The 23,694-nt window shown below is 54.6% G+C and carries 24 protein-coding genes and 1 pseudogene; 24 read left to right on the top strand and 1 reads right to left on the bottom strand.

The window, feature by feature from the left end; all coding sequences use genetic code 11:
* The first annotated feature begins 74 nt into the window (after nucleotides 1–74).
* The 22 genes and pseudogenes from fapR to DPEP_RS12925 all read left to right on the top strand — a co-directional run bounded on the left by fapR (nucleotide 75) and on the right by DPEP_RS12925 (nucleotide 19,580).
* A complete protein-coding gene (gene fapR, locus DPEP_RS11710) occupies nucleotides 75–680 on the top strand; it encodes a transcription factor FapR (RefSeq protein WP_005662327.1) in 606 nt (201 codons plus the stop codon).
* Complete coding sequence (gene plsX / locus DPEP_RS11705; protein ID WP_005662326.1) at nucleotides 664–1,683, top strand: phosphate acyltransferase PlsX; 1,020 nt, start codon at nucleotides 664–666, stop codon at nucleotides 1,681–1,683. Before fapR ends, plsX begins: the two co-directional genes overlap by 17 nt.
* On the top strand, nucleotides 1,683–2,687 hold the full coding sequence (locus DPEP_RS11700) for a 3-oxoacyl-ACP synthase III family protein (protein ID WP_005662325.1): 1,005 nt from the start codon (nucleotides 1,683–1,685) through the stop codon (nucleotides 2,685–2,687). The genes plsX and DPEP_RS11700 overlap by 1 nt, the downstream gene beginning before the upstream one ends.
* 10 nt (nucleotides 2,688–2,697) lie before the next feature.
* Nucleotides 2,698–3,641, top strand: a pseudogene (fabK, locus tag DPEP_RS11695) (enoyl-[acyl-carrier-protein] reductase FabK).
* 25 nt (nucleotides 3,642–3,666) lie between these two features.
* Nucleotides 3,667–4,623 carry an ACP S-malonyltransferase gene (gene fabD, locus DPEP_RS11690; protein WP_005662318.1) on the top strand — a complete coding sequence of 319 codons (957 nt, stop codon included), beginning with the start codon at nucleotides 3,667–3,669 and terminating at the stop codon, nucleotides 4,621–4,623.
* A 1-nt stretch (nucleotide 4,624) separates the two neighbouring features.
* Nucleotides 4,625–5,371: a 3-oxoacyl-[acyl-carrier-protein] reductase gene (fabG, locus tag DPEP_RS11685; protein WP_005662315.1), complete on the top strand. Its 747-nt coding sequence runs from the start codon at nucleotides 4,625–4,627 to the stop codon at nucleotides 5,369–5,371.
* Nucleotides 5,372–5,403: 32 nt separating this feature from the next.
* Nucleotides 5,404–5,655: an acyl carrier protein gene (gene acpP / locus DPEP_RS11680; RefSeq protein ID WP_005662313.1), complete on the top strand. Its 252-nt coding sequence runs from the start codon at nucleotides 5,404–5,406 to the stop codon at nucleotides 5,653–5,655.
* Between the two features lie 116 nt (nucleotides 5,656–5,771).
* On the top strand, nucleotides 5,772–7,013 hold the full coding sequence (fabF, locus tag DPEP_RS11675; RefSeq protein ID WP_005662311.1) for a beta-ketoacyl-ACP synthase II: 1,242 nt from the start codon (nucleotides 5,772–5,774) through the stop codon (nucleotides 7,011–7,013).
* Complete coding sequence (gene rnc / locus DPEP_RS11670) at nucleotides 6,970–7,755, top strand: ribonuclease III (protein WP_083797603.1); 786 nt, start codon at nucleotides 6,970–6,972, stop codon at nucleotides 7,753–7,755. Before fabF ends, rnc begins: the two co-directional genes overlap by 44 nt.
* A gap of 57 nt (nucleotides 7,756–7,812) precedes the next feature.
* On the top strand, nucleotides 7,813–8,814 hold the full coding sequence (locus DPEP_RS11665; protein WP_005662307.1) for a TRAP transporter substrate-binding protein: 1,002 nt from the start codon (nucleotides 7,813–7,815) through the stop codon (nucleotides 8,812–8,814).
* 65 nt (nucleotides 8,815–8,879) lie between these two features.
* Nucleotides 8,880–9,350 (top strand): TRAP transporter small permease, encoded by a 471-nt coding sequence (locus DPEP_RS11660; protein ID WP_241760480.1) that lies wholly within the window; start codon nucleotides 8,880–8,882, stop codon nucleotides 9,348–9,350.
* 1 nt (nucleotide 9,351) lies between these two features.
* Nucleotides 9,352–10,629 carry a TRAP transporter large permease gene (locus tag DPEP_RS11655; RefSeq protein WP_005662303.1) on the top strand — a complete coding sequence of 426 codons (1,278 nt, stop codon included), beginning with the start codon at nucleotides 9,352–9,354 and terminating at the stop codon, nucleotides 10,627–10,629.
* A gap of 92 nt (nucleotides 10,630–10,721) precedes the next feature.
* Nucleotides 10,722–11,966: a M20 family metallo-hydrolase gene (locus DPEP_RS11650; protein ID WP_005662301.1), complete on the top strand. Its 1,245-nt coding sequence runs from the start codon at nucleotides 10,722–10,724 to the stop codon at nucleotides 11,964–11,966.
* Nucleotides 11,967–11,984: 18 nt separating this feature from the next.
* Nucleotides 11,985–13,271: a dihydroorotase gene (locus DPEP_RS11645; RefSeq protein ID WP_005662299.1), complete on the top strand. Its 1,287-nt coding sequence runs from the start codon at nucleotides 11,985–11,987 to the stop codon at nucleotides 13,269–13,271.
* Nucleotides 13,272–13,318: 47 nt separating this feature from the next.
* Nucleotides 13,319–13,873, top strand: coding sequence for a bifunctional pyr operon transcriptional regulator/uracil phosphoribosyltransferase PyrR (gene pyrR, locus DPEP_RS11640; RefSeq protein WP_005662297.1), 555 nt, complete (start codon nucleotides 13,319–13,321; stop codon nucleotides 13,871–13,873).
* Nucleotides 13,870–14,793: an aspartate carbamoyltransferase catalytic subunit gene (locus tag DPEP_RS11635; RefSeq protein WP_005662295.1), complete on the top strand. Its 924-nt coding sequence runs from the start codon at nucleotides 13,870–13,872 to the stop codon at nucleotides 14,791–14,793. The genes pyrR and DPEP_RS11635 overlap by 4 nt, the downstream gene beginning before the upstream one ends.
* Complete coding sequence (locus tag DPEP_RS11630) at nucleotides 14,790–15,719, top strand: amidohydrolase family protein (protein WP_005662293.1); 930 nt, start codon at nucleotides 14,790–14,792, stop codon at nucleotides 15,717–15,719. The genes DPEP_RS11635 and DPEP_RS11630 overlap by 4 nt, the downstream gene beginning before the upstream one ends.
* Before the next feature lie 31 nt (nucleotides 15,720–15,750).
* The gene (locus tag DPEP_RS11625) at nucleotides 15,751–16,497 is read left to right on the top strand and encodes an iron-sulfur cluster-binding protein (RefSeq protein ID WP_005662291.1); all 747 of its coding nucleotides are present in this window, start codon (nucleotides 15,751–15,753) and stop codon (nucleotides 16,495–16,497) included.
* Nucleotides 16,490–17,404, top strand: coding sequence for a dihydroorotate dehydrogenase (locus tag DPEP_RS11620; protein ID WP_005662289.1), 915 nt, complete (start codon nucleotides 16,490–16,492; stop codon nucleotides 17,402–17,404). Before DPEP_RS11625 ends, DPEP_RS11620 begins: the two co-directional genes overlap by 8 nt.
* Nucleotides 17,405–17,433: 29 nt before the next feature.
* Nucleotides 17,434–18,147: an orotidine-5'-phosphate decarboxylase gene (gene pyrF / locus DPEP_RS11615; RefSeq protein WP_005662288.1), complete on the top strand. Its 714-nt coding sequence runs from the start codon at nucleotides 17,434–17,436 to the stop codon at nucleotides 18,145–18,147.
* Nucleotides 18,144–18,713 carry an orotate phosphoribosyltransferase gene (gene pyrE / locus DPEP_RS11610; RefSeq protein ID WP_005662285.1) on the top strand — a complete coding sequence of 190 codons (570 nt, stop codon included), beginning with the start codon at nucleotides 18,144–18,146 and terminating at the stop codon, nucleotides 18,711–18,713. The genes pyrF and pyrE overlap by 4 nt, the downstream gene beginning before the upstream one ends.
* Nucleotides 18,714–18,725: 12 nt before the next feature.
* The gene (locus DPEP_RS12925; protein WP_005662283.1) at nucleotides 18,726–19,580 is read left to right on the top strand and encodes a hypothetical protein; all 855 of its coding nucleotides are present in this window, start codon (nucleotides 18,726–18,728) and stop codon (nucleotides 19,578–19,580) included.
* Between the two features lie 34 nt (nucleotides 19,581–19,614).
* Here the strand turns inward: DPEP_RS12925 and selD are convergent, their stop codons facing one another.
* A complete protein-coding gene (gene selD, locus DPEP_RS11600) occupies nucleotides 19,615–20,652 on the bottom strand; it encodes a selenide, water dikinase SelD (protein WP_083797602.1) in 1,038 nt (345 codons plus the stop codon).
* Between the two features lie 151 nt (nucleotides 20,653–20,803).
* On the opposite strand from selD, the gene prfB reads away from it, so the two are divergent.
* Together prfB and DPEP_RS11590 are read left to right on the top strand one after the other, a co-directional pair.
* A protein-coding gene (gene prfB, locus DPEP_RS11595; RefSeq protein WP_198003087.1) for a peptide chain release factor 2 occupies nucleotides 20,804–21,899 on the top strand; the annotation gives its coding sequence in 2 pieces (ribosomal slippage) (nucleotides 20,804–20,875 and nucleotides 20,877–21,899; 1,095 coding nt in all).
* Nucleotides 21,884–23,674 carry a SpoIVB peptidase S55 domain-containing protein gene (locus DPEP_RS11590; protein WP_083797600.1) on the top strand — a complete coding sequence of 597 codons (1,791 nt, stop codon included), beginning with the start codon at nucleotides 21,884–21,886 and terminating at the stop codon, nucleotides 23,672–23,674. The genes prfB and DPEP_RS11590 overlap by 16 nt, the downstream gene beginning before the upstream one ends.
* Nucleotides 23,675–23,694: the final 20 nt, after the last annotated feature.

The following is a 23,694-nucleotide window of genomic DNA, read 5'->3' as shown; positions in this document are numbered from 1 at the left end:
GAAGGATAAAAATTCCTATACTTGCCTGGTATTCAAATCTGATGTTAGGACCAAGTGATAAGGGAGGGGGCACCGTGGCACGTTCGATAAACCGTAAGATGCGACACGAACGGCTGTCCCAGCTTATAAGACAGAATCCTCTTTTGTCCGACGAGGAGCTGGCTTCTACTTTGGATGTCAGCGTAAGCACCGTTCGTCTCGACAGGATCCTTCTGGGGGTTCCGGAGCTCAGAGAGAGAACCAGACGTATGGCGGAGCAGGCTACGAGCAAGTTGAGGTCTCTCAAACAGGAAGAGTTCATAGGAGATCTTCTGGAGCTGGAACCGAACCACTGGGCTCTGTCGGTTCTCAAGACCAGGCAGGAGATGGCCTTCAGACACACGGAATATATCTGGGACCATTACATATACGCACAAGCATCCTCCTTGGCTATCGCCGTGGTCGGAGCCGACATGGTCATAGTTGGATCCATCAGAGGTAGGTTCAAGGCCCCCGCCAAAGTGGGGGATGTCCTTATGGCAAGGGCCAAGGTCGGTGTCCATAAGGGAAATAAATACATAGTCAGCGTCAGAACCAGGGTCGGCGAAAAGGAAATTTTCGTCGGTCGGTACATCGTAGTGGCGCTAGATTCAGAGGCTGAGAGAAAGGTAAGAGGTGAGAGGCTTGATACTGGCGCTTGATGCAATGGGAGGGGACTACGGTCCCGCTGAGAACTGTCTCGGAGCCATAGAGGCCTGTCGGAAATTTCCCGATCTCGATATAGCCCTTGTGGGCGACACCGACCGGATAGGCTCGGCCATAGATTCGGTCGAGACCTCCATAAAAGGCCGGCTGCATATAGTAAGTGCGGAGGAGTCCATATCCATGGACGAGTCCCCCGCCAGGGCTATAAGATCTAAAAGGCGTTCAAGTCTTCGCTTGGCCATGGAGATGGTTCGTTCCGGTGAGGCCGGAGGATGTATCTCCGCAGGCAATACCGGGGCCATAGTCGCCGGAGGGGTCCTGGTGGTCGGGAGGATATCCGGTATAGATCGTCCTGGTTTGGGCGTGGTCTTGCCCACTCTGGAGAAGCCTACTCTTCTGATAGACGTAGGTGCGACCATAAGGTGCAAGCCTATCAACTTGTCTCAGTTTGCCGTTATGGGGTCCTTGTTCATGAAACATATGGTGGGAGTGAGCCAGCCTGACGTGAGGCTTCTCTCCAACGGTTCCGAGGAGATCAAGGGAGACGAGGTTATATCCGAGGCTAGGGCCATGCTTGTGGAAAACTCCCATGTCGACTTTGGCGGATATATCGAGGGAAACGGAGTTCCATTCGGTCATGCCGACGTAGTCGTATGCGATGGATTTTCCGGCAACGTTATGTTGAAGTCCTTTGAGGGGCTTGGAGAGCTGGCTCTTAAAATATTGAAAAACGAGGTCGATAAAAGGATCCTGGCCAAGATGGGGCTTGTGTTCTTTCTTCCGATGCTCAAGGATCTGCAGCATCGATTCGATTATCAGAGGTTCGGTGGAACGCCTCTTTTGGGCGTCAACGGAGCGGTAATCAAAGCCCACGGTCGTTCCAAAGCTCCCGCCATAACGAGCGCTCTCGGTGTAGCCAGGGATTTTGTGTTGAAGAACGGGGTCAGTAAGATCAAAGAGGAGATAACCGATCTCCTGCCTGGAGAGGAGGACGTTTGATGGCGTTGCTTCAGGGACGATCCGTCCGTCTGGTGGCAACCGGGATGGCGGTTCCGGAGAGAGTGATGGATAACGATGAATTGGCGAGGATAGTCGATACCAGCAACGAATGGATAGTGGAGAGGACCGGCATAAGGGAACGCAGAATAGCTTCCAAGGACGAAAACGCCAGCGATCTGGCCATCGCCGCCTGTAGACAGGCTATCGATAGATCCGGAGTGGATGTCGACTCCATAGACATGGTTGTAGTTGCCACAAACTCTCCGGACACCCTTTTTCCCAGCGTAGCTGCCAGGGTTCAGGGAGCCATAGGTGCGTCCAAGGCAGGGGCCTTCGACGTCCAGTCCGGATGTACCGGTTCTGTCTACTCTCTATCCGTGGCGTCTTCAGGGATAGCCTCAGGCCTCTGGAACAGGGTGCTGGTGTGCGGTGTAGAGGTTTTATCCAGATTGATAGACTGGGAGGATCGGACCACCTGCGTGCTTTTCGGAGACGGAGCTGGCGCAGTCATGCTGGAGGCGGGAGAAAAGGAAGATCCCGGAGTTATGGTTTGCGATATGAAGTCTGACGGGACCAAGTGGGACTATATAACCCTTCCTGGAGGGCTGTCTTCCCTTCCTGCCAGTAGAGATACATTGGCGGAGAAAAAACATTTCGTATCGATGAAGGGGAACGATGTTTTTAAGTTTACCCAGAGAGTTCTTCCAGGATATCTTAAGGACGTATGCTCCGATGCCGGCATGTCTCCCTCCGATATCGATCGTTGGATATTTCATCAGGCAAACCGCAGGATCATGGAGGGAGTCCTCAAACGGCTCGGGGTCTCGGAGGACAGGGCGATCAATAACCTGGAAAGATATGGAAATACCTCTGCCGCCTCGGTTTTTCTGGCTTTGAATGAAGCTTACGAGGGTGGCAGTATAACCTGTAACAGCGGACAGAAGGTATTGATTACCAGTTTCGGTGCCGGAATGACCTACGGTGCCTTTATATACGAGGCGTGAGGTGAGAGACATGAGACTTGGTAAAAGGGTTACCGAGCTTCTTGGAATTGACTGCCCCATAGTCCAGGGTGGAATGGCCTGGGTTGCCGAGGCCGAGTTGGCCGCTGCCGTAAGCAACGGCGGAGGACTCGGTATTATCGCCGCTGCCAGTATGCCTCCGGAGCTTCTGGATAAGGAGCTTAAAAAGGTGCGCACCCTTACCGATCGTCCTTTCGGGGTCAATATAATGTTGATGTCTCCCACCGCGTCGGATGCCATAGAGGTGGCGGCGGCAAATCGGGTCCCCGTGGCCACCACTGGTGCGGGGAGTCCGGGAAAGGTCCTGGAACGCCTGAAGCCGTTGGGAACGAAGGTAGTTCCGGTGGTGCCCACGACCGCTTTGGCTCGAAGAGTAGAGAGACAGGGGGCCGATGCCGTGATAGTAGAAGGATGCGAAGCAGGAGGCCACATAGGAGAGCTGACCACGATGGTGGCGACTCCTTTGGTGGTAGACGCGGTAGACATACCTGTGATAGCCGCCGGAGGAATAGCCGACGGAAGAGGCATGGCCGCAGCCTTCGCCCTCGGGGCAGAAGGGGTTCAGATCGGAACTCGTTTCGTCTGTGCTTCCGAGTGCAGGGTTCACGAAAATTACAAGCGCGCCATCTTAAACGCAAGGACAGAAGCTCCGCCGTGACGGGACGTCCTACCGGACATCCTGTTAGATGTATAAGAAACAAACTCACTTCTCAGTTCGACCACATGGAGATATCCGGTGCGTCCGTAGAGGATATCGAGGCATTGGGTGCAGGCAAGCTTAGAGCCGCTGTGGTAGATGGTGACGTCGATTTCGGGTCGGTCATGGCCGGTCAGATCGCTGCGATGGTATCTAGGATACAGCCGGCGTCCGAGATAATCGAGGAGATATGTAGAGAGGCCGAGGAGGTCCTATCTAGACTGGGATCGGTAAAATAACGGCCTGGAGAGGAGCTGTAGCCGTATGAGTATGAAGAGATTCGCGCTTTTGTTCCCCGGCCAGGGAGCTCAATCCGTCGGAATGGGCAGGGATTTATACGAGAGCTTCCCCGCTGCTCGCAGGGTTTTCGACGAGGCCGACGAGGCCCTGGGTTTCTCTCTTAGTTCCATCATATTCGAAGGCCCCGAGGAAAAACTGACATTGACGGAGTATACCCAGCCGGCATTGCTTACGGTCAGTCTGGCCTTTTTCAGGGCCTTGACCGAGGACAATGGGATAGTCCTTAGCCCCGACTTTGTAGCGGGACACAGCTTAGGGGAGTATTCTGCCTTGGTCGCGTCGGGAACTCTATCTCTAGCCGATGGCGTCCGATTGGTCAACGCCAGAGGCCGTCTGATGCAAAAGGCTGTCCCGGAGGGAGAGGGAGCTATGGCGGCGATCCTCGGCCTGAAGGATTCGGACGTTAGGGATATCTGTTCCAGGTTCGACGGAGACAAGGTGTGCGAGGCGGCCAACTTCAACTCTCCCGGTCAGGTCGTGATATCCGGGGATTCCGACTCGGTGGCTAAGGCGATCGAAGCTGCCAAGGAGGCTGGAGCCAAGAGAGCTATCCCCTTGAACGTCAGTGCTCCGTTTCACTGTCGACTTATGACCGACGTGGCGGACGAGTTGTCCAAGGAGATGGAACGTTGCAGCTGGTCCGAATCTTCCTGTCCTCTTGTAGCGAACGTGTCCGCTTCGCCTGTTACCTCGGTGGAGGATATCAGAGCCGGATTGTATCGACAGACCTACAGTCCGGTCCGGTGGGTGGAGAGCATGAGGTACATGTCCGATGCGGGAGTTTCTACCTTTTTGGAGCTCGGTCCTGGGAAGGTCTTGGCGGGGCTGGCTAAGAAATGCGTCAAGGGAAGCAAGACTCTCTCGATAGGTTCTGCCGAGGATTTGGATAAAGTCGTTGACTTTCTCGAGGAGGATAAATAAAATGCCCGAGAACGGCAGAGTTGCCTTGATTACCGGTGGAGCCAGAGGAATAGGAAAAGCCATCGCCCTTGAGCTTGCTTCTAGAGGTCTGAGGGTAGTGGTGAACTACAGAAGTTCATCCGAGGCGGCCGACGAGGTCGTGAAAAACATTTTCGACTTGGGAGGAGAGGCTATGGCCGTCAGAGCCGACGTTTCCGATCCCGATCAGGTAAAGGAGCTCTTCAAAACCATCTCTAAAGCGTTCGATCCAGTGGATGTACTGGTGAACAACGCCGGAATAACCAGAGACGGCCTCCTCATGAGGATGAAGGAATCCGATTGGGACGCCGTAATAGACGGAAACCTTAAGTCCGCATACCTTTGTTCCAAAGACGGAGTCAAGGGAATGGCGAAAGGACGCTGGGGTCGGATAGTGAACATGGCCTCGGTGGTTGGGCTTATAGGCAACCCTGGACAGGCTAATTATTGCGCCTCGAAGGCGGGTATAATAGGCTTGACCAAGAGCATAGCAAGAGAGTACGCTCAGAGGGGAATAACGGTCAACGCCGTGGCTCCCGGATTCATCGCCACCGATATGACCGATGTCCTTCCGGAGTCGGTGAAAGAGGAAATGTTGAAATCCGTGCCAGCCGGTCGTGCCGGGACAGTTGAAGACGTCGCCAAGGTGGTGGCCTTCCTGGTCTCGGAAGATGCCTCGTATATCAACGGTCAGGTCATAGCCGTCGATGGCGGAATGACCATGGTTTGATCCTGAATCTGACGAAGGGAGGTGACGTTGCCATGAAGAGAGATGAAGTACTTGCCCGCCTTAAGGAGATCATCATAGATCGTCTTGACGTGGAGGAGGAGCAGATTAAACCCGAGGCCTCCTTCGTCGAGGACCTGGGAGCTGACTCCCTCGACATCGTCGAGCTCATCATGGGAATCGAGGAGGAGTTCGACATCGAGATCCCCGATGAGGACGCGGAGAAACTCACCAGTGTAGGTGAAGCTATCGACTACGCCAGCAACAAACTCGGAATCGAGGGGTAGAATACTCCCGTTTTCGATCCGGAGAGGGGCGGTCAACCGCCCCTCTCGCTCAAATCATGGCGAGGCGAGAGTTAGAGTGTTGTGAACTCCCCTGCGCCGTAAGGAGTGGACATCCTTTGAAAGACAGACGAGTCGTTATCACCGGGCTAGGGGTCGTCAGTCCCATAGCCAACGGTAGAGAGGCATATTGGCAGGCTCTTAAAGAGGGAAAGAACGGTGTCGGCGCTATAACGTGCTTCGATGCCTCGGAGTTCTCGGTTCAGGTCGGAGCGGAGGTAAAAGACTTCGATCCGACCCAGTGGCTTCCCAAGAAGGAGGCTAAAAGATCCGACAGGGTCATCCAGTTCGCCGTGGCTGCTTCGGATATGGCCATGGAAGACGCCGGTCTCAAAGCGGAGGACCTTGACTCCAATAGATTCGGTGTTTATATCGGTTCCGGACAGGGTGGAATCGAAACCTGTTTCGATAGTTTCCAGACCATGATGACCAAGGGACCCAAGAGGGTTAGTCCCTTCTTCATCCCCATGATGATAGGAAATATGTCCGCCGCATACGTGGCCATCAGGCATCAGGCCAAAGGTCCAAACATGTGCGTCGTGACCGCCTGTGCCACCTCGATACACAGTATCGGAGAGGCTACCAGGACTATAGAGAGAGGCGACGCAGACGTCATGCTCTGCGGTGGAACCGAGGTCGCCCTTCGTTCCATCTGTGTGGCAGGCTTCGCAGCCATGAAGGCTCTCTCCACCAGAAACGATGAGCCCGAGAGGGCAAGCCGTCCTTTTGACAAGGACAGGGACGGTTTCGTCATCGGAGAGGGCGCGGGGGTTCTGGTCCTGGAGACCCTGGAGAGCGCGAAGGCCAGGGGAGCCCATATCTACGGTGAGGTAGTCGGCTATGGTTCCACCTGCGATGCCGGCCATATCACCGCCCCGGATCCTGAGGGAAAGGGAGCCATAAGGGCTATGAAGATAGCCATGGATCAGGCCGGTTGGTCCGTCGATCAGGTCGATCTGATAAACGCTCACGGAACCTCGACCCCCCTCAACGACAAGGTCGAGTCCATCGCCATACGAAACCTGTTCGGCGAGTCAACCGATCGTGTGATGGTCAACTCCACTAAGTCCATGATAGGTCATTGCCTCGGAGCGGCGGGAGCTCTAGAGACCGTAGCGGCACTTCAGTCCGTTGAGGAAGGTATCGTACATCCGACCCTCAATCTCGACCAGAAGGATCCGGATTGCGACGTGAACGTCATAACCGAGACGACCGAGGCCAAGGTGGACAGGTTCCTGGTAAATAGCTTCGGCTTCGGTGGACACAACGGCGTCCTGGCTATCCAGCGTTTTTCCGACTGATAACCTCATGTACGGACGGAAATGGGAAAATAACCTTTCTCTGATTCAGGACCGTCTGGGATACAGCTTCACCGATATAGAACTGCTCCGTGAAGCCCTGACTCATTCGTCCTACGCCCATGAGTCAGGGCTTCGTTCTTGGAACGAGAGACTGGAGTTCCTGGGAGATGCGGTTTTGGAGTTGGCTACCTCGACGAGACTTTTCAGGGCGATGAAGGATATGGACGAAGGAGGGCTGACCAGGCTCAGGGCCCGGTTGGTCCGTAAGGAAGCTCTTTTGACGTGGGCGGAGGCACTGGGGCTCTCGGGGATTCTCAGGGTCAACCGGGGTCTGAGGAAAAAGGGGGAGGGTTGTGATCTTTCCTCCATGCACGCCGACGCGATAGAGGCTATCTTCGGAGCCGTCTATATGGACGGAGGATACGATATGGCGGAATCGGTGGTGAACCGCTATCTGGATTTTCTGTTCGAAAAGGGAGATTATATACAGGACGGAAACTCGTCCATCGATCCCAAGTCGGAGCTCCAACAGATCCTTCAGATAAAAGGGGAGCCTTTGCCGGAATACAGGATCATGTCTCGAGAGGGACCTCCTCACAGTCCCAGTTTTGAGGTGGAACTATATGTCTCGGGGGTACTTCTGAGCTCTGGAAGAGGAAGATCGATTAAAGAGGCAGAAGTCCAAGCGGCCTTAGACGGTTTATCTTTGGTGCGATCGGTTGCAAGGAATCGCTCTCTCTGATAAACTTCAGGAATTCTAGGTTTACTAGACTCAATCTGTGTAACGGAGGTATAGACAATGAGACGTTTGGTAACGGCACTTTTCGTTTGTTTCATCGCAATCGCCTCTACGGCGGCTTTTGCGGCCGACTATCCGAAGATGACGATACGTCTGAGCCATAATCAGCCGACGGGTAGCCCGGAGGATATCGGCGCCGAGACCTTCAAGGCCATCGTGGAGGATAGATCGGGCGGAAAGATGGAGGTTCAGATATTTCCCTCCATGCAGATGGGGTCCATGAGAGAGCAGACCGAGTCAGCCCAAATGGGGACCCTCGATATAACCATACAGCCCGTCTCTGTGCTGACTCCTTTCGTGGAGGAGCTTCAGATAATAGATTTTCCCTTTCTATGGCCTTCCACCGATGAACTTTATCGGGTGATGGACGGCCCGGTCGGACGGCGTTTTTACGAGTTCACCGAGCCCAAAGGGCTGGTCTCTTTAGGGCTTTGGGCCTCTGGTTTTAAGCAGTTCACTACTAAGGGTATCGATATCCACACTCCGGAGGACTTCAAGGGAGTCAAGATGAGAGTCATGCCATCTCCCCTCCTGATCGCCCAGTATAAAGCCTGGGGAGCTAACCCCATTCCAATAGAATATGCAGAACTTTATAACGCCCTTCAGCAGGGGATTGTCGACGGGCAGGAAAACCCGATCCAGTCGATAGCGATGAACAAGCTCTACGAGGTCCAGGACAGGTTGATATTGAGCAACCACGGTTTCCTGGCCTATATATTCGTGGCCAACAAAGGCTGGTTCGACGGTCTTCCCGACGACGCCAGAGAGCTTGTACTGCAGGCGGAGAAAGAGGCCAGACTTGCTGAGAGAGAGGCCCAGGCCAAGAAGGAAGCGGAATACCTGGACGAGATAAAGAGCTCTGGAATATCCGTCACGGAGCTGACCGACGAGGAATACGAGATTTTTTCGAAGAAGAGCCGCTCGGTTCACGACCAGTTCGCGAGTACCGATGCCATGAAAGAGCTTCTCTCCGCCTGTTACGACGAATTGGGGAAGAACTGATCGGATCTTAGAATCTTTTCGGGGCTGGAGGGATCCCTCTCGCCCCTTTTTTTAAACCTCGGGGGATGGATATGATGAGGATTTTGGATCGTCTGGAGGAGGGCTTTTGTGCCATGGCCCTGTTGGCGACGGCTTTGATACTTTTCGTCAACGTTACCTTGCGCTACGTCTTCAGCGCCAGTACCAGCTGGGCGGAAGAGCTTATAAAGTATCTGATGATATGGATAACCTTTGTGGGAGGAAGCCTGTGCGTGAGAAGGGGAGCCCACATAAGGATGGATTTCCTGCTCGGAAAGCTTTCTAACAAGAGTAGAGGACTAGTCGACAGGGTAATCTACCTGGTTTCCGCCTTGTTTTGCGGCTTCCTGGCCGTCTACGGGGTGCAGATAGTCTCCTTTAATTTCAGGTCGGGGCAGGTATCCCCGGCTCTGGAGATACCTATGTGGATCGTCTACTCCGCCATTCCAATAGGATCTGGACTTATGGCGCTGCGTTTTCTACAGCGGATAGCAGCAGGATCGGAAGGGGGGAACTGACTTGACCACTGTCTTGATATGCACCCTCCTGGCGGCACTTTTCGGCAGCGTCCCTATCTTCATAGCGCTGAACGGTGCTGTCTTGATATGCGTGCTTCTCTTCACCCATATGCCGCCTATGGTTATCGTGCAGAAGGCTTTCGGTGGAATAGACAAGTTCGCTCTCATGTCCATGCCTTTTTTCATCTTTGCAGCGAACGTCATGGACGTGGGCGGACTGTCGAGACGTATCCTAGACTGGACCAAGAGCATGGTCGGAAGCACAAGGGGGGGGCTGGCCTACACCACCCAGGCTACCTGTATGGTATTCGGAGCTCTTTGCGGATCCAGCCCCGCCACCGTGGTGGCCATGGGAAAACTCCTGTATCCCGAGCTGGTCAGGGAAAGTTATCCTAAAGGTTTTTCCGTAGGCTTGATAACGTCAGCGGGGTCGGTAGCGCTGATAATTCCTCCCAGCATAACCCTGATAATATATGCGGCTGCCACCGGTACCTCGGTGGGATCTCTCTTCATGGCCGGAATCAGCGCCGGTGTCGTCTACGGACTTGCGAGCATAATATATATCTGGTTTTTCTCCCGCTCTCATAATCTGGCCTTGTCCGCTCCCTCCAGCCGAAGGGAGATATGGGAAAAGAGCAAACAGGCCGTCTGGTCCCTTATGGTTCCGGTCATAATCCTGGGCGGAATATACATGGGCATATTCACCCCTACCGAGGCTGCGGGTATCTCTGTCGTGTACGCCCTTTTCGTGGGTATATTCATATACAGGGAGATAACTCTCAAAGGCCTCTACGACGTATGCCTCAGCTCGGCGATTACCTGCGCTCAGGTCCTTATTCTGGTGGCTGCGGCTCAGACCTTCGGATGGTTTTTGACAGTCGTCCGAATCCCTCAGGCGATAACGTCCATGGTAGTCTCCAACGTGACTTCTCCATGGATGTTTCTGGGAATAGTAAACGCCGTTTTGCTGGTGGTGGGGATGTTCATGGAAGGAATAGCCGCGATAATAATACTTGCCCCTCTGTTTTTCCCCATAGCCATGAAGATGGGAATAGATCCCCTTCACCTCGGTATAGTTATGGTGGCTAATCTATCCATAGGGAATTTTACCCCTCCCTTCGGATTGAATCTCTTCGTCGCCAGCGGAGTTACGGGGCTTCCCATGTCGGAGATAATACCTGCGGTGATGCGGTTCATACTGGTGAGTCTGGCAGGGGTTTTGATTATAACCTACATACCGGCTATCTCTACTTTTCTTCCAAAACTCGTCTATCCTTGACGGTAGGCCCTTCTCGTGCCGAAGCCCCCTTTTTCAGAGGGGGCTTTGTGCTATGCTAAAGGCCTATACATAGATGGGAAGGGGCTGTTTCTATGCAGTCTGGGTTTAATCTTTGTCTCGATGCGGTCAGAAGGATAAACTCTCATGGCAAATCCGAGACAGGAGGGGTCTCACGCATCGCATATACCGAGAAAGACCGTCTGGCCAGGGAGACATTGGTGGAGATAATGCACGAGACCGGTTTTCAGGTCGAGATAGACGAGGTGGGTAACATAAAGGGTACCCGTTGGGGGAGCCGTCCCAGTGCCCCTCCTATAGCGGTAGGTTCTCACATAGACACAGTGCCCGATGGAGGTAAGTTCGACGGTATCTTAGGAGTAGCGGCGGGGCTGGGGGCCGTCCTTGACGTGGCGGAACGTTGTCCGGACCACGTCAACCCTCTTCAGGTGATAGTCTTTTCCGGTGAGGAGTCCAGCCGTTTCGGGGTATCGAACGTAGGCAGCAAGGCCGTTACGGGATATATGTCCCTGAAGGACTTCTTCGATCACAGAGACGATCAGGGTATATCGGTCTTCAAGGCCCTTAGAGATTTCGGCCTCTCACCCGAAAAGGCGGATCGTTCCAGAATTTTGCCCTCGGACATGAAGGCTTTTTTCGAGCTTCACATCGAACAGGGGCCGTTTCTGGACCAAACCGGTATAGACGTAGGAGTCGTGGAGGCCATCGCCGCTCCAACCAGGCTATTCCTGGAGATCCTAGGGGAGTCGGCCCACTCGGGAGCCTGTCCCATGGATATGAGAAAGGACGCCCTGGCGGCGTCCTCCGAGATAGTGCTGGCGGTGGAAAGATTGGCCAAGGAGGAGTCGGCCTTCAAGACCGTCGGAACGGTCGGAGATTGTAAGGTATTCCCGGGGGTCATGAACGTGGTTCCCGGCAGATCTTCCCTGAAGGTAGACATCAGGGGCATAGACGGAAAAAGCATAGATCGGGTTTTCGACGGTCTTCTGAAAGAGATGGAGAGGATTTCAGCCTCTCGTAACGTGGAGATTAAAAAGAAGGTTATTTCGAGAGGCGAGCCGGTGGTCCTGGACGGGCGGCTAAGATGGCTTCTGGGGCAGGTATGTGAGGATATGGAGATCGGATGGACCGATATGCCGAGCGGAGCGGGGCACGATGCAATGTACGTCGCCTCGGTTATCCCTACTGCAATGATATTCGTCCCCTGTGTGGGAGGGATAAGCCACAGCTCGGAGGAAAAGGTGGAGATAGGTCGTATCCGTCCGGGCTACAGGGCTCTGGTGGAGGTGATATACCGTCTGGTGACGAAAGATCGATAGTTGGGAGGCGTGTTCTAGATGATGAGTTTGTTTTCAGGAGCTAGAGTGATCGATCCCAGTCAGGGATTGGACGATATATCGGATATATTGGTGAGGGACGGAAAGATCGCAGCGATAGGCAAAGATCTGGCCTCGACGTTGGGAGGAGACGTGGAGAAGGTGGACCTGAGGGGCTATGTCGTAGTGCCTGGCCTTATAGATCCTCACGTCCATTTCAGGGACCCCGGCCAGGAACATAAAGAGACCGTTATCTCCGGCTGCGCCTCTGCCGCCGCCGGAGGCTACACCTCGGTCATAGCCATGGCGAATACCTCCCCCGCGGTGGATTCGGTGGAAACCCTCAACTACGTTCTGGAGAAAGGAAAGGGGGGGCCCGTTCGGTTTTGCTCTGTAGGATCGGTGACTTTGGGACTGAAGGGGGAAGAGCTATCCCCCATGGGTAGTCTGGCCGAGGCCGGTGCGGTGGCTTTCTCCGACGACGGCTTTTCTATCGTGGACTCGGAGGTCATGTACAGGGCTTTCGAGAAGGCCGCCGAGCTGGGGCTTCCCATATCGGTTCACTGCGAGGATCCCCGTCTATGGGGTGACAGGACGATGAATCGGGGGGCTCTATCGGATGCATTGAAGGTGAAGGGAGTTCCCAAGGTGGCGGAGGAGGCCATGATCCAAAGGGATATCCTTTTGGCCTCCAAGGCGAAGGCAAAGGTCCACATACAACACGTCAGCACAGCTTTGGGGGTCGAGATGATACGTAGGGCCAAGGAGGACGGCATAGAGGTTACAGCCGAGGCGACTCCTCACCATCTTATCTTGACCGAGGAAGTCCTCTCCGTTCACGGATCTCAGGCCAAGATGAGCCCTCCCTTGAGAGAGGCTCGGGACGTGGAGGCCTTGAGAGAGGGCCTCAGGCTGGGGATTATAGACGTCATTGCGACGGATCACGCTCCTCATTCCGAAGAGGAAAAGGGCAGAGGGCTTCTGGAATCGCCTAACGGCATAGTGGGTCTTGAGACTGCGGTCCCCATGATCTTGACCGAGCTTGTAGCCAAGGGGCATCTTTCTATAAACCGAATGGTGGAGGCCATGTCCTGCGCTTCCGCAGGGATATTCGGCCTTCCCGGAGGTTCTCTGAGGCCTGGCTGTGTGGCGGATATGACTGTGTTGGATCTGGAGGCGAGATGGACGATAGACGCCGATCGTTTCGAGTCCAAAGGAAGAAACACCCCCTTCGACGGAGCTCCGGTTGTGGGGGCGGTTATAGGGACAGCTTTAGGAGGATTGATGCAACCGGTTGCAAATAAATAACGTAACTGCTATAATGCCCCCAGTTCAGATTATGAGGAGGCGTAGCGGTGAAGCTGAGGGAAAAAGCTGTCGTCATGACCGCGGAGGACATGGAGAGGGTGCTCCGCAGGATCGCAAACGAGATCATCGAGCGCAACCGAGGGCTCCAGGATTTGATTATCCTGGGCATACAGAGGAGAGGGGTCTATCTGGCTTCACGTATAAGAAAGATTCTTCTCGAGTCGGAGGGAGTGAAACTCCCTAAGGGAGAACTGGATATAACCCTTTACAGGGACGATCTGGCCGTTTTGTCCGACGAGCCTATCGTTCACAGTACCTCCATACCGATGGACGTCTCCGGCAAAACACTGGTTCTGGTCGACGACGTCCTGTTTACAGGTAGGACCATAAGGGCGGCTCTCGAGGCTCTGATGGACCTGGGGCGGCCGGGGGCTGTCCAGCTGGCTATCTTGGTGGACAGAGGACACAGAGAACTTCCTATACAGCCGGATTTCCTGGGCAAAACGGTTCCTACCGCCAAGAGCGAGGTCGTGGAGGTTCGAGTCAAGGAGCTGGACGGAGAGGATCGGGTCCTGATATGCGAGAAGGAGGACCTGTCATGAGCTGGTCCAGAAAAAATCTTTTCGATCTGGAGGACTGGGACCGTAGTGATTTCGAGGTGTTCCTGGAGCTGGCCTCGAAGCACAAGGCATCTCTCGATACTCCGAAGAGAAGGGGAGAGCTTCTGAGGGGGAGGACCGTGGTGAACCTCTTTTTCGAGCCCTCCACCAGGACGAGGACGTCTTTCGAGATGGCCGAACAGTTCCTCGGAGCGGAGGTCATAAACTGGGCGTCTTCCGGATCCAGCCTATCCAAGGGCGAGACCCTCAGGGATACGGCTTGGACCTTGAAGGCCATGGGGATCGACTCTATCGTGATGAGACACGGCATGGCAGGTTTTCCCATGTATCTGGGAAAGCTCCTTCCGGATGTCTCGATAATCAACGGGGGAGACGGTGCGAGGAGCCATCCCACTCAGGCACTGTTGGACCTTCTTTCCGCCTACGAGAGATTGGGCAGCCTTGACGGAGTTAAGATGGTAGTTGCAGGCGACGTCAAGCACAGCAGAGTGGCCCGAAGCGTAGCCAAGGCATTCAGGACCATGGGAGCCTTGGTCTCCTTTTGCGGTCCTAGGTCACTCATGCCCAGCGATCTAGGGTCCTTCGGGGTATCATCCTACAGGGAGAACGCTAAGGATGCTATGCGGGAGGCTCGGATCGTCTATCTTTTGAGGATACAGAGAGAACGTCAGGATCAGGGGCTATTTCCGTCCTTCGAGGAATATCACCGTTTTTTCGGCGCATCCAGGGAGGATATCTCGGAAGATGCGGTAGTCATGCATCCCGGTCCTATCAACCGAGGAGTCGAGATAGCCTCGGATGTGGCGGACGGCCCCAACAGCCTGATCCTGGATCAGGTTAGGAGCGGGGTCGCAGCGAGGATGGCCGTCCTCGAACTCTGTCTCGGAGGTGAGGCGATATGAGGGTTAAGGGCTTCGTGGATCTTTTCGTCAGAGGAAACGCCGACTCTATCGGCAGAATCTGTGCTCTGGCGGGATCCGGAGGTTACGGAGCTTTAGGGGTTATAGCCGACCTAGAGGCTTCGGAATTCGACGGAGTTGCGGTCGTCCCTGTGGTCGATGCCCTGAAGCCCGATGGCACCATGGCCAACATAAGGACCTCCCAGGAGCTTTTAGGGGCTGGTATGATATACGGAGGTCGAGCTCTAGGCGGAAAGAGCGAGTTGCTTAGAAATATCATGGCATATTGCTCCGGTCTTGGATGTCGTCTGGCGCTGGTGCCGGACGAGGAGCCTCTGACCAGGGGAGCTCTGGTGTCGGAGGGCAGGGCTTCCTCCGTGTCCGGAATGAAGGGATTTCCGGTGGTAGCCGAGTCCATAGGCATATTCAGGGCATTGGAGATGGCGGGAGAGTTCGATATCCCGCTTCATCTTCACGGTGTCTCCACCGAGAGGGGAGTGGACATGGTGAGAGAGGCCAAGGCGAAGTGTCTAGACGTGACCTGTTCGGTGACATCTTTCTCCCTGTGTCTTACCGAGGAAGATCTTATCAAATCCCGATGGGATCCGTACCTCAAGACGGAGATACCCCTGAGGTCCGATAGCGACAGAAAGGCCCTCTGGGAAGGGATTGAGGACGGCACGGTGGATGCGATCACCAGCGGCCATGTCCAGATATCGGAGGAGGACGAGATGGTTCCGTTTCCGGAGGCTCCCTTTGGTTTCGAGACCTTGCCCGATGCGGCTCTGTCGCTTTTGAGAACGAGGCGGAGCGAGTTCCCCTACGTTTCGGAGGAGAAACTGCTCGAATGTCTTACCTCGGGACCTGCCGGACTTCTCGGTCTCGAACACGAAGGAGATCTCTCGAGGATAGCGGATGGATATCTGTAGGTATTTTTGAAAAAATAATGGGGGTGGGGATATGAGCGGCAATGTCGACGATTTTCCCTGTAAGATAACGGCCAGAGAGATGGTAGGAGAGGACATATTGTCGATCAGGGTGAGGTGTCCCTCTATAGCCGAGTCCATCTATCCGGGGCAGTTCGTGCTGCTTAGGGATCCCTCCTGGGGGATGGACCCTCTATTGATGCGCCCCTTCGCCGTATCGGCGGTACATGGAGAGGATCTTGAGTTGCTGATAAAGCTGGTAGGGCGGGGAACTTCTCTTCTGGCGGAACGTTCCGTAGGCGACGATCTCGTGGTCAGAGGACCTATGGGACGTGGTTTTTCATCTCCGGAATCGTCGCCTATATACGTAGCGGGAGCTTTAGGGGCGGCGCCTCTTTTATTCGCCAGGCAGGTCTTCGGGGCGGGACGATTCGTCCTAGGAGTCCCCGGCGAGGGGTGGGGGCCGTTCGTGGACTATCTGGAAGCGAGGTGTCCCGAGATGGAGGTATTCTCCGACGACGGCTCCATCGGAGTCAGGGGAACGGCTCTTGACGGTCTTGAAAAAGGGGAGTCCTGTCCGATATACGCCTGTGGGCCCATGGGAATGATGGCGGCTATGGTAAAGCTGGAGCCTGTATCGTGTCAGGTAAGCCTGGAAAGCCGGATGGCCTGCGGAATCGGAGCCTGCTGCGGCTGTGTCATAGAGACGGTCCAAGGTAAGAAGCGTGTCTGTGCAGATGGCCCTGTCTTCAATTTGGAGGAGGTCGTATGGAATGCTTGATCTTTCGGTGAATATCGGATCGGTGCCCCTTCGATCTCCTGTGATAATAGCCTCCGGTACGTGGGGTTACGACGAATCTCTCTGGAGAGAGGACCTTCTCCGTCACGTCGGAGCCGTCTGTTCAAAGGCCATAACCGAATCGCCTAAAGACGGCAACCCCGGCCATAGAATATGGGAAACACCCTGCGGCTTGCTGAACAGCATAGGTCTTCAAAACACCGGAATAGACGATTTCGTCGACGAAAAGATCCCCAAGCTCAAATCTTACGGCGTTCCTATAATAGCCAACGTGTCCATGGAGGACGAGAGAGGCCTCGCCTTAATAGTGGAACGGCTGGTGGAGGTAGCGGACTGCGTGGACGCCATAGAGCTTAACGTGTCCTGTCCCAACGTGGACAAGGGGTGCATGTCATGGGGGGTAAGCCCTGTCCTGACGTCTCAGGCGGTGTCTATGGTACAGAAGATCTGGAAAGGGCCTCTTTGGGTCAAGATGACACCACAAGCCCCCGATCCGGAAGGCGTGGCCAGAGCCGCCGAGGATTCAGGAGCTGACGCTTTGGTCGTGGCAAATACATGGCTGGGTATGGCTATAGACGTCGACAGCAGGAAAGCGGTCTTCGACAGGGTGGTGGCGGGATTCTCCGGCCCGGCGGTCTTCCCGATGGCCCTTCGCCTCGTCTGGCAGGTCTCGTCAGCCGTGTCCATTCCGGTCATAGGCTGCGGCGGAGTCTCCTCCGGTCGGGATCTTCTGTCCATGATAATGGCCGGAGCTACCGCTGTAGAGCTCGGAACGGGGATGTTCAGAGATATTCGTCTTCCCGAGAATATCCTCAGAGAAGTGAAGGCCTATATGACCAAGGAAAAAGTAGAGGATCTGAGATCTCTCATCGGTATCGCCAAAAGATAGGCGACGATTTGGAACGAGGAGGAATTTTTATGCACCGAGACGCCGAGCTTCCCCTGATAATGGCCCTGGACCTCGACACCCTGGCGGATGCCAGAAAGACGTTGAATCTGGTGAGGGGGAAACTTGATTACGTAAAGATAGGTCCGAGACTTTTCGCCCTCGGAGGAGTCCATTTTGTAAAGGAAATGGTGGACTACGGCTTCAAGGTCTTCCTCGATCTCAAGCTCCACGACATACCTAATACCATACGTCTCGCGGTGGAGGCTTTCGGAGGGATAGGACTTTGGTCCCTGACTCTGCACGCGGCGGGAGGTCGAAGGATGCTGGAGGAAGCTGTGGCTGCAAGGGATAGAATGGGTTCCTCTATGAAACTTTTCGGTATCTCGGTGCTGACCAGCTTTAACGAGGAGGTCTGGTCGGAGGCTACCCCTGGTTGTCCCATGGAAGAGGCCTTGAGGCAGAGAGCTTGGCTGTGCGACGATTCCGGACTCGACGGAGTGGTCTGCTCTCCTCTGGACCTTCCGGTGATAAAAGACAGAGTCAGGCCCGGACTTCTCAAGGTGGTTCCCGGGGTCAGACTGACCTCTCTGGGAGACGACCAGACCAGGATCGCCACCCCCTGTCAGGCTATAAAGAACGGTGCGGACTATGTAGTGATGGGACGTCCAATATACAAGGCGGACGACATAGAATCGGCCATGAACGTTATAGGAGATTCAATAAGGGAGGGGCTCAAGGGATGAGTCAGATAAGGGATAAACTCGAGGAACTGATGCTGGAGTCCGAAGCGTATCTGAAGGGGCATTTCCTCCTGACATCCGGCAAGCACAGCGGCCATTATATGCAGTGCGCTATGATGCTTCGTTTTCCCGATAATGCAGATTTCGCCGGTCGTAGCATAGCCGAGTCGCTGAAGGGGAAGTCCATCGATTTCGTAGCGTCTCCCGCAATAGGAGGGCTCATAATAGGTCACGAGGTAGCTAAAGCCCTCGGTGTTCCCTTCATCTTCTGCGAGAGGGAAAACGGAAAGATGTCCCTCAGGAGGTTCCCTGTTCCTGTAGGAGAGCGGTTCGTGGTAGTGGAGGACGTCATCACCACCGGAGGCTCCGCTGCCGAGGTGGGAAGGTGTCTCTCAGAGGCTGGATGCGAGTGGGTGGACACAGCCTGCATAGTGGACAGAAGCGGAGGAAAGCACTGCTTCGATAAGGATCCCCTGTCTTTATGGAAGGTGTCTTTTCCCGTGTACGATCCAGACGAATGCCCACTCTGTTCGGATGGCAGCAAACCTTACAAACCGGGCAGCCGCTAGGTCTGATTTGCCATGATCTCTAAGACGACCATCGGGTCGAGGGCAAGGGGTTTCGCTCTCGCCTTAGCCGTCTTTTTTTTAGCCGAAAGTCCGGCCTTTTCAGCTTCTCCTTGGAGACTTGCCGTCACCGATCCCTGTCTGGCCTCCATGGCGTCCTTTTTGGGAGGGGTAAACCTTTCCGTAGTGCCTCTTTCCGGTTGGGACGACGGAAATTTTATCCGGTACAGGATAAATGTGGACGATATGCCTAAGAGGGCCCTGTGTCTGGACAGGTCGGACGGTAAGAAATATGGGTTATCCCTGGAGTCCGCCGGATTAGCCGTCCTCTACAGCGATTTTCCAGTCGATCGTTCCATAGAAGAGATCTTCTCCGATCCTGCCTCTCTGCCTTTTGTGGGACAGAGGGTTCTGGTGGCCATTGCCGACCTCGACCCCGACGGCTACAGTTACTACCAGCGCCGTTTGGCAGAGTTTCAGAGCAGACTGGACAGCACGGTATCGATGGGTAGAAAACTTTTGAAAGGTGCCAGGATCCTCAGTCTCTCCGGATCTTCGGACTTGCTTTTCGTGGCGGCCGGATGCGTGGTGGAGACCCCTACGGAGGACATGATGTCTCAGCTTGCCGGAGCCCTTCCGGCAAAAAAAGAAAGCGAAAAGAAAGACCTGGTCAAGATCTTGACATCATGGAAGGAAGGATACGACGGGGTATTGGTCGACCATCTGTCCGATCCGACCTTGATAGAGGTCGCTCGGGAGGTCCCTGGGTTCGTATGGATGGATCCATTGACGGTGAAGTCCGATCCGGTCGGGGTCTTGAACGATCGTTATCTGGCCCTGTGGAACGTCCTTAGATCCAAGGAAAAATAAGAGCTTCCCGGACCCGGTCCGGGAAGCTCTCGGTTTAAACTATCTGTATCCTTCCGTCTCCATCTTTGAAACGTCCTATTACCGCGGTCTTCTCAAAACCGTTCTCGATTGCCAGCTCCATAAGCTCCTCGCTTTTATCGGGAGATACGGTCAGGAGAAGCCCTCCACTGGTCTGAGGATCGAAGAGGAAGTCGGCTCTTTCGCCCATCGAATCCAGTCCCTCCACCCTTCCCTCGTAAAGAGACCTGTTGGTGTAGGCCCCAGCGGGTAGAAGTCCCATAGAGGCCAGCTCTAAGGCGCCGTCCATCAGAGGCAGTTTTTCAGATTTCAGTTCCAGGTTCACCTTTTTGGTCGAAAGCATATCGAGGCAGTGACCGGCCAGCCCGAAACCGGTGACGTCGGTGCAGCTCTTGATGGCTTTTCTCATCGATCGGGCCATCTTCAGCGGCAGATCGTTCAATTTGCTCATCCATTTCGTCGCGTCTTCGGCCCAAACAGGGTCGTCCACCATATCTGCCTTTACCGCGGTGGCTATTATGCCGCTTCCGAGAGGCTTGGTCAGTATGAGCAGGTCCCCCGGGTCGGCTCCGGTCGTCTTCCAGAGAGCGTCTTTTTCCACTTCACCGAAAACACAGAGCCCGTACTTGGGCTCTTCGTCCTCTACGCTGTGTCCTCCCATGAGGAAGGCACCAGAGTCGATTACCTTCGAGTAACCTCCTTCCATTACACCCTTTAGGGTATCCAGAGGGAGGCAGTTTATGGGGAAAGCGACGATGTTGAGAGCCACGAAAGGTCTGCCCCCCATGGCGAACACGTCGCTTATGGCGTTGGCCGCCGCTATCTCTCCCCAGGCTTTAGGGTCGTCCACCACGGGGGTTATGAAATCCAGAGTGAGTATACCGACCCTATTCTCGTCTATCTCCCAAAGAGCAGCGTCCTCTCCGCAGTCCCAGGTCGTTATAAGACGGTCGTCTTCGGGGACCGGAAAGGCCTTCAGTACCTCGTCTAGGTCCGCCGGACCTATTTTTGCGGCTCAGCCGCTCGTCCTTGACATCTCGGTCAGTCGAGGCATGGAGACACCTCCTTTTTTTATCGCTTATCTTCATGGTGATTATACATGAAAAGAAGTGATTTGTGTCCTCCGCCGTGCCCTATGCCGTACCTTAAGAGATGTTATAATGATGACCTTACCGATTTTATAAGTGAGAAATGGAGGACGGAAAGTGAATAATATATCCACATCCGCTGTATTGGAGGAACTTCAGGCTCTGCTGTCGGACCTGCAGGAAAGTCTTTGACCTGCCTTCTTTGAGAGGTGAGACCGGCAGACTTCACGAGATAATGGCTTTGCCCGATTTCTGGGGAAGAGACGATGCCCAGCGAATATCCACCGATCTGGCCAGGCTGGAGAGCAGGATTTCCTCCTGGGACAGAATGAGCTCCGAGTATCAGGATCTGGTCGTCCTGGCGGAGCTTCTGGACGAGGAGGACGACCAGGAGTTGGAAGCGGAGTTTTTCTCTAGGTCCGAGAGTCTTTCCAAGTCGATGGATGCCTTCAGCATGGAGCTTCTCCTGAACGGGGACTACGATGGCAACAACGCGATAATGACCGTCCATGCCGGGTCCGGGGGACTGGATTCTCAGGATTGGGCGGAGATGCTATACAGGATGTACCTCCGTTGGTGCGAGTCCAACCACTATAAAACCAAGATTCTAGACTATCAGAGGGACGAGGAAGGTGGCATCAAAACGGTGACTTTGTTGGTCGAGGGCGATTTCGCCTACGGGTATCTCCAGTCGGAGGTCGGGGTTCATCGTCTGGTTCGCATATCACCTTTCGATACCGCTAAAAGAAGACACACCAGCTTTGCCTCGGTAGACGTGGCTCCCGAGCTCCCGGACGATGTCGAGGTGGATATCAGGACCGAGGATCTGCGCATAGATACCTTTCGGGCGAGTGGAGCAGGGGGGCAGCATGTCAACATGACCGATTCGGCGGTTCGCATAACCCATATCCCGACCGGTATAGTCGTATCCTGTCAAAACGAGCGATCCCAGCATATGAACAAAGCGGTGGCGATGCAGGTGCTGAGGGGAAAGCTATACGAAAGATCCATGTCGGAACGACAGGATACCCTGGACAGTCTCCACGACAAGAAGGAGATATCCTGGGGAAATCAGATAAGGTCCTATGTGCTCCATCCCTATACCATGGTCAAGGATCACAGGACAGGCGAGGAGACGGGGAACGCCGCGGCGGTCCTGGACGGGGACCTGGAGCGGTTCATCCTGTCCTACCTCAGATGGAGAAAGAGATGAACCGCTTCTTCATATGTATGTCTCTATCTCTGGCCCTAGTTGCTCTGTGGATAGCCTCTCCTTCCATGGCAAGCGTTACATTTTCTCCGAATGTGCCTGTCATGGACGTCGAAGACGTGGTCCCCGGTCTCAAAGGAAAGGCCTACACCGTTGTCTCCGGGACCTCCGTAAAGACCTTCCCAGTAACCGTGATAAGCGTGATTCCCCAAAACGGAACTCCGTCGAACCTCATCCTTATACGGGCCGAGGGGCCGATAATCGAGGCCACCGGTGGGATAGCCGCCGGCATGAGCGGGAGCCCTGTCTTTGTCGGTAAAAAGCTGATAGGCGCTATAGGTTACGGATGGAACTTCAGCGATCACAGGTTGGGTCTGGTTACCCCTATAGATGACATGTGCCAGATCTTCTCCTGGAAGGACATGAAAAGAAAGTTCGTCCCCTTCGTAGACTATCTAACCGAAACAGGCAAGGTTTCGTCGGATATGGAGCCCAAGGCGGAAAGGATGGTCCTCTCCCTGTCAGGGATAGGAGGAAGATCTCGCCAGAGGCTTTCCGAGTCCCTGGATATGCCTGTGGTTTTGGCGGGATCTTCCTGGAGGGGAGCCGATGCCGTGGAATACGGGTCTTCCTTGGTTCCCGGAAGCGCCATAGGGGTGCTTCTGGTATGGGGGGATGTCACCCTAGGTGCCACCGGAACCCTTTCCGCTCTGGCCGAGGACGGTCGTTTCCTGGCCTTCGCCCATCCGTTTATCTCCAACGGTGCGGTGTCCTATCCGGTCACCAAGGCCTGGATACATCACGTTATACCAAGCGTTGAAGCTCCCTTCAAGATCGGATCATTCGGCCCCATAGTTGGGACTGTGACCCAAGATAGACCTCAGGCTATAGGAGGACGAATGGGAACTTTCGCCCCGGCCCTGGACCTTTCCCTCCGTTTTCACGACAGAGATCAGGGAAAGAGGGAGATACGCCGTTTCAGGGCGGTCCCTGAGCCTTTTTTGGTCTCCAGGGCCGTTCCTGCGGTGTTCATGGGGTTGACCGACGATCTTTGGGGCAGAAAAGGAGCGGGGACCGCCAAGTTGACAGTCACCTTCGAGGGAGGAGGTCTCCCGAGAGGCTGGACCTACACAAATTATCTCTTCTCTCCGTCAGATATAGTGGAGACCATGTCCAAGGAGGTCGAGGGGTTGGTATCCACCGTGGCCTTGAATCCCTTCAGGGAACTTCTTCCTCTAGGGGTCCATTTCGCTGTGGACGTTACCAGAGATCCCCGTATCCTATATGTCGACTCCATAAGACTGGACGGCGATACCTATAGCCCGGGAGATACTGTCATTGTATCGGTCGATCTCAGGCCCTACAGAGGTAAATCCAGGACAAGGGAGTTTTCCCTTATAGTTCCGGAAAAAGCCATCGGTCCCTGCAGGATAGCCGTTCGGGGAGGCGGTTTGGGAGAGCCAGACGGTGGGGAAATGGGGGATATGGATCGTTCTATATCCAGTCTTCCCGAGCTTTTAGGCGAGTTGGACGACAGGGAAAGGAATAACGAGGTCGTGATAGAGTTGATCTATCAGGACATGGGGTCCGAGATGCCCGAGGACTTCCGTTCTCCCCGGTCTCTGGAGTTTCCCGGCGAGATAAGACGGCGTAAGATAAAAGAGGGATCTATGAGGGTCTATCGCTCGGATTATTACGTCGACGGAAGCCTTCAGAAAAGCTTTGTTGTGGTTCCTGAAGGCAAGGAAGGTGAAGGGACCTCTAAGGAAAAGGAATAAGCGAAAAGAGAGGATGGCCG

Source organism: Dethiosulfovibrio peptidovorans DSM 11002, from assembly GCF_000172975.1.
GTDB lineage: Bacteria > Synergistota > Synergistia > Synergistales > Dethiosulfovibrionaceae > Dethiosulfovibrio > Dethiosulfovibrio peptidovorans.
Note: the sequence above shows the minus strand (reverse complement) of the source record. Positions and strands in the feature narration are given on the sequence as shown.

What these genes read in the sequence shown, in the direction of transcription:
- DPEP_RS11700 (WP_005662325.1), top strand. Translation starts at nt 1,683, where the DNA reads ATGGCGTTGCTTCAGGGACGATCCGTCCGTCTGGTGGCAACCGGGATG.
- fabD (WP_005662318.1), top strand. Translation starts at nt 3,667, where the DNA reads ATGAGTATGAAGAGATTCGCGCTTTTGTTCCCCGGCCAGGGAGCTCAA.
- fabG (WP_005662315.1), top strand. Translation starts at nt 4,625, where the DNA reads ATGCCCGAGAACGGCAGAGTTGCCTTGATTACCGGTGGAGCCAGAGGA.
- acpP (WP_005662313.1), top strand. Translation starts at nt 5,404, where the DNA reads ATGAAGAGAGATGAAGTACTTGCCCGCCTTAAGGAGATCATCATAGAT.
- DPEP_RS11665 (WP_005662307.1), top strand. Translation starts at nt 7,813, where the DNA reads ATGAGACGTTTGGTAACGGCACTTTTCGTTTGTTTCATCGCAATCGCC.
- DPEP_RS11660 (WP_241760480.1), top strand. Translation starts at nt 8,880, where the DNA reads ATGGATATGATGAGGATTTTGGATCGTCTGGAGGAGGGCTTTTGTGCC.
- DPEP_RS11650 (WP_005662301.1), top strand. Translation starts at nt 10,722, where the DNA reads ATGCAGTCTGGGTTTAATCTTTGTCTCGATGCGGTCAGAAGGATAAAC.
- DPEP_RS11645 (WP_005662299.1), top strand. Translation starts at nt 11,985, where the DNA reads ATGATGAGTTTGTTTTCAGGAGCTAGAGTGATCGATCCCAGTCAGGGA.
- DPEP_RS11635 (WP_005662295.1), top strand. Translation starts at nt 13,870, where the DNA reads ATGAGCTGGTCCAGAAAAAATCTTTTCGATCTGGAGGACTGGGACCGT.
- DPEP_RS11630 (WP_005662293.1), top strand. Translation starts at nt 14,790, where the DNA reads ATGAGGGTTAAGGGCTTCGTGGATCTTTTCGTCAGAGGAAACGCCGAC.
- DPEP_RS11625 (WP_005662291.1), top strand. Translation starts at nt 15,751, where the DNA reads ATGAGCGGCAATGTCGACGATTTTCCCTGTAAGATAACGGCCAGAGAG.
- DPEP_RS11620 (WP_005662289.1), top strand. Translation starts at nt 16,490, where the DNA reads ATGCTTGATCTTTCGGTGAATATCGGATCGGTGCCCCTTCGATCTCCT.
- pyrF (WP_005662288.1), top strand. Translation starts at nt 17,434, where the DNA reads ATGCACCGAGACGCCGAGCTTCCCCTGATAATGGCCCTGGACCTCGAC.
- pyrE (WP_005662285.1), top strand. Translation starts at nt 18,144, where the DNA reads ATGAGTCAGATAAGGGATAAACTCGAGGAACTGATGCTGGAGTCCGAA.
- DPEP_RS12925 (WP_005662283.1), top strand. Translation starts at nt 18,726, where the DNA reads ATGATCTCTAAGACGACCATCGGGTCGAGGGCAAGGGGTTTCGCTCTC.
- DPEP_RS11590 (WP_083797600.1), top strand. Translation starts at nt 21,884, where the DNA reads ATGGAGAAAGAGATGAACCGCTTCTTCATATGTATGTCTCTATCTCTG.